10 protein-coding genes and 1 pseudogene are annotated in these 13,410 nt (G+C 48.4%); 2 read left to right on the top strand and 9 right to left on the bottom strand.

The features are described from left to right. Nucleotides 1–10 precede the first annotated feature (10 nt). Nucleotides 11–1,276 (top strand): diguanylate cyclase, encoded by a 1,266-nt coding sequence (locus ACI0FF_RS00290; RefSeq protein ID WP_419798176.1) that lies wholly within the window; start codon nucleotides 11–13, stop codon nucleotides 1,274–1,276. 4 nt (nucleotides 1,277–1,280) lie between these two features. On the opposite strand, the gene ACI0FF_RS00295 is transcribed toward ACI0FF_RS00290, so the two are convergent. Then, entirely contained in the window at nucleotides 1,281–1,979 is a 699-nt protein-coding gene (locus tag ACI0FF_RS00295; RefSeq protein WP_419798177.1) for a helix-turn-helix transcriptional regulator, read from the bottom strand. 92 nt (nucleotides 1,980–2,071) lie between these two features. On the opposite strand from ACI0FF_RS00295, the gene ACI0FF_RS00300 reads away from it, so the two are divergent. After that, nucleotides 2,072–2,464: a hypothetical protein gene (locus tag ACI0FF_RS00300; protein ID WP_419798178.1), complete on the top strand. Its 393-nt coding sequence runs from the start codon at nucleotides 2,072–2,074 to the stop codon at nucleotides 2,462–2,464. A 62-nt stretch (nucleotides 2,465–2,526) separates the two neighbouring features. Here ACI0FF_RS00300 and lpdA read toward each other — a convergent pair whose 3' ends face one another. The 8 genes and pseudogenes from lpdA to zapE all read right to left on the bottom strand — a co-directional run bounded on the left by lpdA (nucleotide 2,527) and on the right by zapE (nucleotide 13,328). Next, nucleotides 2,527–3,930 (bottom strand): dihydrolipoyl dehydrogenase, encoded by a 1,404-nt coding sequence (gene lpdA, locus ACI0FF_RS00305; protein ID WP_417819344.1) that lies wholly within the window; start codon nucleotides 3,928–3,930, stop codon nucleotides 2,527–2,529. A gap of 82 nt (nucleotides 3,931–4,012) precedes the next feature. After that, entirely contained in the window at nucleotides 4,013–5,239 is a 1,227-nt protein-coding gene (odhB, locus tag ACI0FF_RS00310; RefSeq protein ID WP_426857862.1) for a 2-oxoglutarate dehydrogenase complex dihydrolipoyllysine-residue succinyltransferase, read from the bottom strand. A gap of 180 nt (nucleotides 5,240–5,419) precedes the next feature. Further along, nucleotides 5,420–5,584 (bottom strand): annotated as a pseudogene (locus ACI0FF_RS00315) (biotin/lipoyl-containing protein); the annotation flags it as partial. Between the two features lie 17 nt (nucleotides 5,585–5,601). Beyond that, nucleotides 5,602–8,541 carry a 2-oxoglutarate dehydrogenase E1 component gene (locus tag ACI0FF_RS00320; protein ID WP_419798180.1) on the bottom strand — a complete coding sequence of 980 codons (2,940 nt, stop codon included), beginning with the start codon at nucleotides 8,539–8,541 and terminating at the stop codon, nucleotides 5,602–5,604. A gap of 104 nt (nucleotides 8,542–8,645) precedes the next feature. Then, complete coding sequence (gene sucD, locus ACI0FF_RS00325; RefSeq protein ID WP_419798181.1) at nucleotides 8,646–9,521, bottom strand: succinate--CoA ligase subunit alpha; 876 nt, start codon at nucleotides 9,519–9,521, stop codon at nucleotides 8,646–8,648. A 1-nt stretch (nucleotide 9,522) separates the two neighbouring features. Beyond that, entirely contained in the window at nucleotides 9,523–10,722 is a 1,200-nt protein-coding gene (gene sucC / locus ACI0FF_RS00330) for an ADP-forming succinate--CoA ligase subunit beta (protein WP_419798182.1), read from the bottom strand. 109 nt (nucleotides 10,723–10,831) lie between these two features. Then, entirely contained in the window at nucleotides 10,832–11,797 is a 966-nt protein-coding gene (gene mdh / locus ACI0FF_RS00335; RefSeq protein ID WP_419798183.1) for a malate dehydrogenase, read from the bottom strand. A 409-nt stretch (nucleotides 11,798–12,206) separates the two neighbouring features. Beyond that, nucleotides 12,207–13,328, bottom strand: a complete 1,122-nt coding sequence (gene zapE / locus ACI0FF_RS00340; protein WP_419798184.1) for a cell division protein ZapE — start codon at nucleotides 13,326–13,328, stop codon at nucleotides 12,207–12,209. Nucleotides 13,329–13,410: the final 82 nt, after the last annotated feature.

Below are 13,410 nucleotides of genomic sequence, written 5' to 3' on the forward strand. Positions count from 1 at the left end.
CCATAACTATATGATAAATATTGATCAAAAAATTGATATTCTCCTCGTTGAAGATGCAAAATTTTATCGCAGTGTTCTCAAAAGTCAGTTGGAAAAAGAACTCAACTGCAATGTCATTTGCGCCGAAACATTCAAACAGGCCACTTCTATTTTAAAAGAACGTGGAAATACCTTCTTTCTGGCTTTACTTGATTTGAATTTACCCGATGCCCCCAACGGGGAAATCGTCGAATACGTGATCTCACAACCCATTCCCTCTATTGTTTTTTCCGGTCATTTTAACGAAGAAATTCGCGATGACCTGATGCAAAAAAATATTATCGATTATGTCGTCAAAGACAGCCCTGCGAGTATTGAATATGTTATTTCAACGGTAAAACGTATCTATCTCAACCAATTTATTAAAGTTTTACTGGTTGATGATTCCAAAACTGCGCGATATCTGATGCGAGGATTACTTCATCGCTATAAATTTCAGATTTTAGAGGCTTGCGACGGTCTGGAAGCCCTAAAAATTCTGGATGAAAACCCCGACATTATGATGGTCATTACAGATTATAACATGCCGAACCTTGATGGGTTTGAACTGACTAAAAAAATCCGTACACATTATTCCAAACGCGAATTGTCGATCATTGGCGTTTCAACTTACGGCAACCATGCTCTTTCCGCAAAATTCATTAAGATCGGTGCCAATGACTTCATTACCAAACCTTTCTTGAACGAAGAATTTTTCTGTCGCATTTCTCAGAACATTGAGATGCTGGAATATATCAAAGCGCTTAAAGACTCGCTCATCACTGACTATCTGACAGGTACTCGCAACCGGCGATACTTATATGACCGTGGCCAGGAAATGTTCAAAGAAGCCCAAAACACCGACGGCTATTTAATTGCTGCTATGATTGATATAGATCATTTTAAACAAATAAATGACAGTTTCGGTCATGATGCCGGAGATTTTGTCCTAACGGCTGTTGCAAAAAAAATAGATCATTATTTCAAAAATAAAGGCGTTGTCGCCCGCTTTGGTGGCGAAGAGTTCTGTGTCTTAATGTATCGTGATGATACAGAAGATGTCATCGAAACATTCGAAAAACTGCGCGATGTCATTGCAGAATCTATCTTCAACTATGAAAACCACGAACTCACCTTACAAATCAGTGTCGGCATTACGTGGCAATCAACCGAAAGCTTGGATGATTTAATCAATCTTTCTGATCAATTCCTGTATGATGCGAAAAAAAGCGGTCGTAATTGCGTACATGCCGGATAAGTTTCTATTTTCCCAGTTCATCACAATGATCACCGTTTCGATAATCATTCAGGCATTTTCCCGGTTCATCACGAAAACGATCTGCCAAAGTCTGTAATTTTTGAATGCGGTCAATTCGAAAATTACGGAAATCGTTGCGCAGTTCACACCAACCGCACAATAACCAAATTGGACCAAGAAAAATCATAGCCAAAGGGCGAATAGTGCGTACTGATGCCTTCTTCTGTTCATCCTCATAATCAATTTTAATTTTATATTTTTCACGGATCGCCAGCCGCAACGCAGAAAAATCAACTGTCCACGGGACATGAATTGCACTTTGAAAAGCAAACAGGGCTGTGCCATGCAATTTTTCGAGAGATGTCGCAGGTAAGGCATTTTTAATCTTATCCAAGGCACTGCGTGCCGAGCGCCCCATTCGATCATCTGTCCAGTTACAAACCATCGCCATACCCAGAACCAGACTTTCGATCTCCTCAATATCAAAACTTAGTGGCGGCAAATGGTAGCCCGCGTCCAAAATATAACCAACACCGGCTTCACCAGAAATCGGCACACCGCTGCTCATCAATTCCTGAATATCACGATAAATCGTGCGCACACTGACTTCACATTCCTGCGCAATATAGTCAGCCGTCACGGCCACCCGGCGTCCTTGTAACAAGGTGGTGATTTTGATCAGACGTTCCGTTCGTTTCATCATTTTTATACTTTGACACAAGTCTCCTGACAGCTAGATGTCAGGAGTATGGCAGTAAGATCAAAACAGTTCAACTCGTACAGAAGGAGTTCAAAATGTACGTCAACTCTAAGTCTCTCACCGTCAACGTCAGTGCGGAAAAACTGTTTAACTTTGTCTCAACACCGGAAAACCTGCCCAAATGGGCAATTAATTACTGCCATTCCATTGAAAAAGACGGTGACGTTTATCGCATTCAAGGACCGATGGGGGAAAGCTATTTTGATATCAAAGCCGATGCACAAAGCGGTGTGATTGATATGTATGGCGGATCAAGCAAGGATATGCTGCATCCTTTTCCATCCCGTGTGGTCTCCCTGCCTGATGGCTCCGCTCACTTGACCATGACCTGTGTGATGATGGAAGACCTGAGCGAAGACGACATTAAAAAACTAGAACAGTCTTTCGCCGAAGAATTTGACATGCTGCGCCAACAGGTCACAGCATAAAATAAAAACGGCGTACCTTCCAAAAGACGGTACGCCGTTTCTTCTATTACTAAGCCTGAGAGTTAAGCATGCAAAGCGCGCTTATCACACGCCAAAGCCGCTTCTTTCACCGCTTCGGGCAAACCCGGATGACCGTGGCATGTCCGTGCAATATCTTCGCTGGACCCGCCAAATTCCATTGCCTGTACAACTTCCTGAATCAGATCACCACCGGACGGGCCGATAATATGGGCACCAAGGACACGATCGGTCTTCTTATCTGCCAGAATTTTGACAAAGCCTTCACTGTCGCCATTGGCCAACGCACGACCATTGGCCTGGAAGGGGAATTTGCCGACTTTATATTCAATCCCGTCTGCTTTCAGACCTTCTTCCGTACGGCCCACGCTTGCGATTTCGGGGTGCGTGTAAACAATACCCGGAATTACATCGTAGTTTACATGACCAGATTGACCTGCCAGCATTTCAGCAACCGCAACGCCTTCTTCTTCGGCTTTGTGCGCGAGCATCAAACCGCCGATCACGTCACCAACCGCAAAGATCCCGGCGACATTGGTTTGCAAATCGTGATCTACTTTGACAAAGCCGCGCTCGTCCATTTCAACACCGACTTCCGCCAAACCGAGGTTATCGGTATAAGGGCGACGACCAATGGAAACAAGGCAGGCATCGACCTTAAGTTCTTCTGCATCTCCGCCTTTGGCCGGTTCCATTGTCAGGGTAACAGATGTTTTGGTTTTCTTCGCAGCTGTGACCTTGGTCGCCAGTTTGAAGTTCAAGCCTTGTTTTTTCAGGATGCGTTGGGCTTGTTTGCGGACTTCACCATCCATACCGGGCAGGATTTGATCCATAAATTCAATAACCGTGACCTCTGCACCCAGACGATTCCAGACGGAACCAAGTTCCAGACCAATCACGCCACCACCGATAACAGCAAGCTTTTTAGGGACTTTGCGCAATTCCATTGCACCGGTTGATGACATCATGACTTTTTCGTCAATTTCCAAAAACGGAAGGGATGCCACATCAGACCCGGTTGCAATCACGATGTTTTCTGTCTTTAGAACTTCTTCACCGCCGGCATTCAAAGAAACGGTTACTTCATCAGCCGCCGTAACTTTGCCTTCGCCCACAAGGTATTTGACCTTGTTCTTTTTCATCAAGAACTCAACGCCTTGCGTCAATTGCTTCACGACCGCTTCTTTACGGTCAATCATTTTGTCCAGATCAAGTTTCGGCGTGACGTTGATGCCGTGTTCCGCCATTTCATGGGCGGCCATTTCATAAAGATGCGTGGATTGCAGCAAGGCCTTGGCCGGAATACAGCCCACATTCAAACAAGTTCCGCCCAAACTGCCGCGTTTTTCCACAACAGCTGTTTTCAAACCCAGTTGTGCAGCACGAATGGCGCAGACATATCCACCGGGGCCACCGCCGATGACAACAACGTCAAAATTATCGCTCATATCGATCTCATTCCTTTGTCTTGTAATACAGTAAAAAAACGGGAGCCGACACACTGCCGACCCCCGCTTCATTTTTTAACGCTTAGGCGTCCAGCAGGATACGCTGCGGATCTTCCAGACATTCCTTGACACGTACTAGGAAGCTGACTGCCTCGCGACCATCAATGATACGGTGGTCATAAGACAAGGCCAGATACATCATCGGGCGTGCCTGAATGGAACCATCCGGCATCACCATCGGGCGCATTTGCGTTTTGTGCATACCCAAAATCGCAGATTGCGGACGGTTCAGGATCGGTGCAGACAACAAGGAACCAAACACACCACCGTTAGAAATGGTGAAAGTACCGCCCATCATTTCGTCCATTGTCAATGAACCGGCACGGGCGCGTTTGCCGTAGTCCACAATATCGCCTTCGATTTGCGCCAATGATTTTTCATCACAATCGCGCACAACCGGCACCACCAGACCTGTCGGAGAGCCAACGGCAATCCCGACATCATAGTGGTTTTTATAAACGATTTCGTCACCGTCGATTTCCGCATTCACGGCAGGCCATTCACGCAGAGCTGTCACACAGGCTTTTGTGAAAATACCCATGAAGCCAAGCTTCACACCGTGTTTTTTCTCAAAACCGTCTTTATATTGCTTGCGCATTTCCAAGACACCGGTCATGTCCACTTCGTTCCAAGTGGTCAAGATCGCCGCTGTGTTTTGTGCTTCTTTCAAGCGAGATGCAATCACCTTGCGAAGACGGGTCATTTTGACGCGTTCTTCACGCGGGCCAACGGGGCGCGGCGGGATCATCGCCCCGTTTGGTGTGGAAGACGCAGCCGGTGCAGCCGCCGCAGGAGCAGGAGCCGGTTTCGCAGCTACCGCTTTGTCTTTTTCAGCCTGACCGCTTTCGATATAGGCGAGAACATCGCCCTTCACCAAGCGACCATCTTTCCCTGTTGCCGGAATTTTTGCAGCATCAAGGCCGTTTTCTTCAACCAGCTTGCGAACCGCTGGTGCCAAAGGCAATGATGTATTTGCCGCAGCTGCCGGAGCCGAGGCCGCAGGCGCACTTTTCGCCGGAGCAGCCGCCCCAGCCGTTGCACCAACAGCAATACGACCAACAACCGTACCGACTTCAACGTCTGTATCTTCACCCGCGATAATCTCAACCAGTACACCTGCTGCCGGTGACGGCAGTTCGGCAGTTACTTTATCGGTTTCGACTTCACACAGGGCTTCATCAACAGCAACTTCTTCACCGACTTTTTTCAGCCAGCTGGAAATTGTGCCTTCGGTAACCGATTCACCCATTGCCGGGATAACGATATCCACCGTTTCACCCGTACCAGCAGAAGCCGCTTTTGCCGGGGCTTCTTGAGCCGCAGGGGCTGCAGCCGGAGCCGCGGCAACGGTTTCACCCGCTTCACCCACCATACACAGGACCGCACCCACTTCCACGTCGGAGTCTTCTGCGGCAACGATTTCAACCAAAGTACCGGCAACAGGTGACGGTACTTCGACAGTGACTTTGTCTGTTTCCAGCTCAACAAGCGGTTCGTCAACAGCGACAGTGTCGCCGATATTTTTGAGCCACTTTGAAACCGTACCTTCCGATACGGATTCACCCAAAGCAGGAACAGTAATTTCTGTGGCCATTTGTTTCCTCACAACTCTTATAGTTTAGATGCAGCCATTTTGGTTTCACGTGCAAACGGCGTCGGCAGGCTTCCCAGCTTGCCAGCCAATGCTTCGTCAACCAGGAACTGTTGTTCGGCAACGTGAACCTTGTTCAGGCCCGTTGCAGGCGATGCAGATGCACGACGACCGGAATAACCCGGGAAGCCGCCCTTCATACCCAATTCTTGACAGATATAAAGCAAACGCGGGAAGACAAACGTCCAATAGCCCATGTTTGCAGGTTCTTCCTGACACCAGACCATGTCGGCATTGGGATATTTCGCCAACTCTTCCTTGATAGACTCTTTCGGCCAAGGATAGAGTTGTTCGACACGGACGATGGCAACATCGTCAATCCCTTTGTCACGGCGCGTTTGCAACAGGTCATAGTAAACCTTACCTGTACATAAAACGACCCGTTTGACCTTGTCATTCGCCACCAGTTTATCGGTTTCACCAATAACACGCTGGAAAGCAGAACCTGTCATAAATTCAGACAGTGTGCTTTGACACAGTTTGTGACGCAGCAAAGACTTCGGTGTAAAGATCACCAAAGGTTTGCGGAAGTTGCGGCACAACTGACGACGCAGGGCATGGAAATAGTTTGCCGGTGTTGATACGTTAAGAACTTGCCAGTTGTCTTCGGCACACAGTTGCAGATAACGTTCCGGGCGTGCGGATGAGTGTTCCGGACCTTGACCTTCGTAGCCATGCGGCAACAACATGGTCAAACCGGACAGACGCAACCATTTCGATTCACCACTGGAAATGAACTGGTCGATAATCATCTGGGCACCGTTGGCAAAATCACCAAACTGGGCTTCCCACATCACCAATGCGTTAGGTTCTGCCAATGAATAACCATATTCAAAGCCAAGAACAGACAATTCGATCAGCGGGCTGTCGATAACTTCGTAGTCACCTTGTTCTTCGCGAATACTGTTCAGCGGGCGATAACGTTCTTCGCTTTCCTGATCCACGATCACGCTATGACGTTGGGAGAATGTCCCACGACCGCAATCCTGACCGGACAGACGAACCTTTCGCCCTTCCACCAAGAGAGAGCCAAACGCCAACGCTTCACCGGTTGCCCAATCGATCCCTTCACCGGTCTCGATCATTTTGGACTTGGCTTTCAGCTGACGTTCAACCTTTTTATTCACATTGAAATTGTCAGGCGCCGTAGAAATGGCTTTCCCAACTTCTTTCAACAATTCTTCAGAAACAGAGGTATCTTCATTACGGAATTCCTCTTCGCCCTTGGCATTGGCAAAACCTTGCCATTTACCTTCGAACCAATCGGCTTTGTTCGGCTTATAAGCCGTACCTGCCTGAAATTCCTCTTCCAGACGACCTTTGAAATCGTCGTAGATATCTTGAACCTGTTGTTCGCTCAGAACATTTTCGGCAACCAGACGCTCTGCATAAAGTTCACGCGTGGTTTTTTGCGCCTTGATCACTTTATACATATGCGGGTTAGTGAACATCGGTTCATCCGACTCGTTATGACCGTGACGGCGATAACAGAACATATCGATGACCACGTCTTTACCAAATTCCTGACGGTATTCGGTTGCAATACGGGCCACGTGAACCACAGCTTCTGGGTCATCCCCGTTTACGTGGAAGATCGGTGCCTGTACCATCTTTGCAACATCAGACGGATATTGGCTTGAACGTGAATAATGTGGTGCCGTCGTAAAACCGATTTGGTTATTAACGATGATATGAATGGTCCCGCCGACTTTATAGCCGCGCAAACCAGACATGGCATGACCTTCTGGCACGATCCCCTGACCGGAATAAGCCGCATCACCATGCAATAACAGCGGCATCACCTGACGTCGGTCTGTACCACCATGCTGTTCCTGTTTGGCGCGCACTTTACCGTGAACAACCGGATTGACCAGTTCAAGGTGAGACGGGTTCGCCGTCAAAGACAAGTGGACTGTATTGCCATCAAATTCACGGTCTGCAGATGTTCCGAGGTGATATTTCACATCCCCTGAACCTTCGACATCATCCGGGTTGGATGAATTGCCCTGAAATTCTGAGAACAGCGCGCGAAACGGCTTGTGCATCACATTGGTCAGAACGTTCAAGCGACCCCGGTGCGGCATCCCCAGAACAACTTCTTTCAAGCCCAGTTGTGCACCACGCTTCAGGATCTGTTCCATCGCGGGGATCAAAGATTCGCCGCCTTCCAGACCAAAACGTTTTGTCCCTGTGTATTTTTTATCGAGGAACTGTTCAAAGCCTTCGGCTTCAGTCAAACGTTCCAAAATTGCCTGCTTGCCTTTTACGGTAAATTCAGACCGGTTTTCAGTGGATTCAATGCGACGCTGGATCCAGGCTTTTTCTTCTGGTTCCTGAATATGCATGAATTCGACACCGATATGTCCGCAATAGGTCGACTGCACTTTCTCAACAATTTCACGCAATGTGGCTGTTTCCAGACCCAGCACAAAATCAATAAAGATCGGACGGTCCATATCTGCATCGGTGAAACCGTATGATTTAGGATCCAATTCCGGGTGATAGTCGTTACCCTCGATCCCCAGTGGGTCAAATCGAGCAATAAGGTGACCGCGAACGCGGTAAGAACGGATCAACATCAACGCACGGATGGAGTCCATCGTTGCGGCGCGGATCACGTCTTCATCAGCCTGTGCATAAACCGCACCCGCCTGTGGCTGTGCAGATGCAACCGGTGCCGTAACGGATGTTGCACCCGTATTGACGACGCCGTGGCTCGGTTTGTTCCAACTCGGACCGCTCAGGTCTTGCAGTGCTTCCAGACCTTCAGCGCGCAATCCGGAGAAAAAGGATACCCAGCTCTGATCAACAGAGGACGGGTCCCTCATATAACGGGCGTAAAGTTCTGCCAGATAGACAGTATTTTGGCCATTCAGGATTGTTTCGGGGGTATCAACCATATTTTTTCTTCCCTAGAGGGGTGCGGTTCACTTCTTAACGGTGATCCCGCACCCTAACTCCCAAGACTAGGATTTGGAGCGACAAGAGCCGCTCCCAACAACGATTAACCGTTTAACAGTTTAACCATTGTGCTACCGATAGAAGCCGGTGAGTCAGCAACGGCAACGCCGGCAGACTTCATTGCTTCCATTTTGGCATCAGCCGTACCTTGACCACCGGAAATGATGGCACCAGCATGGCCCATACGTTTGCCCGGAGGTGCAGTCACACCAGCAATAAAGCCAACAACCGGTTTCTTGATTTTGGACTGTTTGAGGAATTCACAAGCTTCTTCCTCAGCCGTGCCGCCAATTTCACCGATCATAACAATGGATTCTGTTTCATCATCACCCAGGAACATTTCCAGGCAATCGATGAAGTTTGTGCCGTTTACCGGATCACCACCGATACCGATACAAGTGGACTGACCCATGCCTGCAGCGGTTGTTTGTGCAACAGCTTCATAAGTCAATGTACCGGAACGTGAAACGATACCGACAGAACCACGTTTGTGAATGTGACCCGGCATAATACCGATTTTACATTCACCCGGCGTGATAACACCCGGGCAGTTCGGGCCGACGAGACGTGTTTTAGAATTTTCCAACGCACGTTTTACCTTCACCATATCCATCACCGGAATACCTTCGGTGATACAAACAGCCAATTCGATTTCAGCATCGATCGCTTCCAAAATCGCATCTGCTGCGAACGGCGGCGGAACGTAAATCACAGACGCGTTTGCACCTGTTTTTTCACGTGCATCAGCAACCGTGTCGAAAACCGGCAGGTCGAGGTGAGTGGAACCACCTTTGCCCGGTGTAACACCACCGACCATTTGCGTCCCGTAAGCAATCGCTTGTTCAGAATGGAAAGTACCTTGTGCGCCAGTGAAACCCTGACAGATGACTTTGGTATCTTTATTAATCAGAACGGCCATGTTATGCAGCCTCCTTCACAGCTTTCACGACTTTCTCTGCCGCGTCAGCAAGGTTATCAGCAGTGATGATCGGCAGACCGGATTCAGAAAGAATTTTCTTACCTTGGTCTACGTTTGTCCCTTCAAGACGTACAACGAGCGGCACGTTCAAAGAAACTTCGCGTGCAGCAGCAACAACGCCGTCTGCAATCACGTCACAACGCATGATACCACCGAAGATGTTGACAAGGATGCCTTCAACGTTCGGGTCGGACAGGATCAATTTAAAGGCTTCTGTCACGCGCTCTTTCGTCGCCCCGCCACCAACATCAAGGAAGTTTGCCGGCTCACCGCCGTACAGTTTGATGATGTCCATTGTGCCCATCGCGAGACCGGCACCGTTCACCATACAACCGATTGTTCCATCAAGTTTGATGTAGTTGAGGTCATGCTTGGAAGCTTCCAGTTCCATTGCATCTTCTTCGTCTTCATCGCGCATTTCTTCAACCGCTTTTTGACGATAAAGAGCGTTTGAATCGAAGTTCATTTTCGCATCAAGTGCAACCAGATCGTCTGCACCGGTCACAACCAGCGGGTTGATCTCAACCATAGATGCGTCCAGTTCCATAAAGGCTTTATACATACCCGCCAGGAACTTGGCACAAGATTTGATTTGTGCGCCTTTCAGGCCCAGACCAAAAGCAACCTGACGAGTGTGGAACGGCATAATGCCTGTTGCCGGGTCGATCGCAACGGTCAGAATTTTTTCCGGTGTGGAAGCTGCAACTTCTTCAATATCCATACCGCCTTCTGTAGACGCCATGATGGTCACACGAGAAGTTGCGCGGTCGATCAAGAACGCGAGATAAAGTTCGGAAGCGATATCACAACCGTCTTCGATGTAAACGCGCTTAACTTCTTTACCTTCAGCACCAGACTGGTGTGTGACCAGTGTGTTGCCAAGCATTTGTTTTGCGTTTGCTTCGACTTCGTCAACAGATTTGACAACGCGAACACCACCGGCTTCGCCAGCGTCGGCTTCTTTGAATTTACCTTTACCACGGCCACCGGCATGGATTTGGGATTTTACGACAAAAACTGGACCACCCAGTTTTTCCGCTTCTGCACGCGCTTCTTCCGGTGTGTAAGCCACACCGCCATTCAGTACAGTGACACCATACTGTTTCAGAAGCTGCTTAGCTTGATATTCATGAATATTCATCTTTGCTTTGCCTCAATTTTGAGAAAACTCTCTTTTTTTATGGGAGTTCTTAAACTTTTCCCCACAAAGGAACGGGGCGACTTTAAGGGCCGCCCCGAATGCATGCTGATTAGTCAGCTTTTGCCATTTGCTCTTTTGTCGCTTCAATCAGGCCTTTCACAGCGTTGATTGAATTGTCAAACATAGCTTGTTCGTCATCGTTCAGTTTGATCTCGATAACTTCTTCGATACCGTTGGCACCGATGATTGTCGGAACACCGACATAAATACCGTCTTGACCATACTTGCCACCGTCAACCCAAGCCGCACAAGGCAGCAGGCGACGCTGATCTTTAAGGTAGGCTTCCGCCATTTGGATAGCCGAAGAAGCCGGTGCGTAGAACGCAGAACCAGTTTTCAGCAGACCAACGATTTCAGCACCGCCATCACGTGTACGTTGAACGATTTCGTCCATTTTCTCACGTGTGGTCCAGCCCATTTCGATCAGATCAGGAACCGGGATACCGGCAACAGCGGAGTAACGCTCCAGCGGAACCATTGTATCGCCGTGACCACCCAAAACAAATGCTGTTACGTCTTCAACAGAAACGTTGAACTCTTCAGCCAGGAAGTAGCGGAAACGAGCAGAGTCCAGAACGCCAGCCATACCGACAACTTTGTTGTGCGGCAAACCGGAAACTTCGCGCAACGCCCAAACCATCGCGTCGAGCGGGTTGGTGATGCAGATAACGAAAGCATTCGGTGCATATTGTTTGATGCCTTCACCAACAGACTTCATTACTGAAGCGTTGATGCCGATCAGGTCGTCGCGGCTCATGCCCGGCTTGCGCGGAACGCCTGCCGTTACGATTACAACGTCTGCACCTTCGATGTCTTTGTAGTCAGTTGTGCCTGAGAATGATGCGTTGAAACAATCAACAGGTGATGATTCAGCAATGTCGAGCCCCTTACCTTGGGGGATGCCGTCTGCAATGTCAAAAAGGACAACGTCGCCCAATTCTTTCAGACCTGCCAGGTGAGCCAGTGTACCGCCGATGTTACCAGCGCCGATTAACGCAATCTTGTTCCGTGCCATGGAGAATTTTCCCTCGATCCGGTTAAATAAATAAAGCTGAACTTTACCCCGATGGAATTCGAGATCAAAGTCCAAAAACCCGTCCGAGGTTAGTACCGTGTTTCTTGACTTAGAGCAAGGATTGTTTCCAAAAAGATCGTTGCTTAACCCCGCAGAAACCCTAGACTTTATGCCTGAGTGGTCTTACCAAGAGCACAAGACAATGGTAAGACCATGCCTGAAATTTTCGAAAAGCTAGAGAACCTCTAGGGTTTAATAATATTTCGCGCACTTTTGCTGTGGTGCAACATAAACCGGCGGTGGTGATACCATGCATCGCACGCATGCACTGCCCCCCATTTGCGCATGCGCGAATCCTGTCGTTATGCCTTTCATGAAACGGCCGATTCTACAGGCCTCTCATCGGCCTTTAAGTCAAATGCTCCGCGCTTAAATAATCCTCGGACTGCATCTCCATCAGACGCGAAACCGTCCGTTGAAATTCAAACGCACCATCGCCTTCCGGATAGAGTTTATCGGGCAATGCTGCTGCAGAGCACACAAGTTTTACCTTATGTTCATAAAGCGCATCAATTAAATGGACAAAACGTTCGGCCTCATTTCGATTTTTGGGACTGAGGACGGGAATGGCCTCAACAAAAATCACGTCAAACAGACTGGCAAGTTCCAGATAGACATTGGCACCATAAGGTTTGACGCAGAGATCATTAAACGTAAAAAATGCAATTCGTTCATAACGTTTTGGCACATCAACCTGACGTGATTTCACAATCACATAATCATTCTTGGCCTGACCTTGCGTCATTTCTTCAAACTGAGCATGCAACTGGTCGCGCGCATCCATATTCAGTGGATAGAAATAGGTATGTTCCCCGCTTTCGCGCCCCAAACGATAATCCGTCGGGCTGGCCAGCTCCATGACATCAAGTTTTTGTTTCAGCATATCAATTGAGGGCAAAAAACGATCACGTTGCAGGCCGTTTTTATACAAGTCATCCGGCACACGGTTTGAGGTTGCAACCACGACCACGCCTTTTTCAAAAAGCGTCCGGAATAAACGCCCCAGAATCATTGCATCCGCAATATTGGTGACCTGCAATTCATCAAAACACAACAACCAGGCCTCATCAGTCAATTGCCCGGCAAGAACGACAATCGCGTCCTCTTTTTTATCCAGTTTATCTTCGCGGATCTGTTTCAAGCGATCATGCACTTCGCGCATAAATTCATGGAAATGCACACGGCGTTTCAATTGTACAGGAGCCGTATCATAAAATAAATCCATCAACATGGATTTCCCCCGGCCCACTTCACCATACATATAAAGGCCTTGCGGCGGTGTCGTCGCTTCTTTGCGTCGACCCAGGCCAAATCGGGCGCGCCAACCGCTCTCCCCACTATCAGGTTGATAGGATTTCAAGGCATGATGAAGAAGCTGCAACTTTTCCACAGCCAGTTCCTGTGCCGTATCGGGATGAATATCGCCTTTTTGAATCCGCTCGCGATATGTGTGCATCGGTCCGTCAACCATCTGCATTCCCTCAGTTATTTCATATTTATTTCAGTCTTAAAGGGATCACATAAAAAAAACAAGGAGGGTCTTTCTCCTCCTT

Origin of the sequence: Terasakiella sp. 4MB5A (assembly GCF_050058155.1) — a bacterium.
In the GTDB taxonomy this organism is placed as follows: domain Bacteria; phylum Pseudomonadota; class Alphaproteobacteria; order Rhodospirillales; family Terasakiellaceae; genus Terasakiella; species Terasakiella halodenitrificans.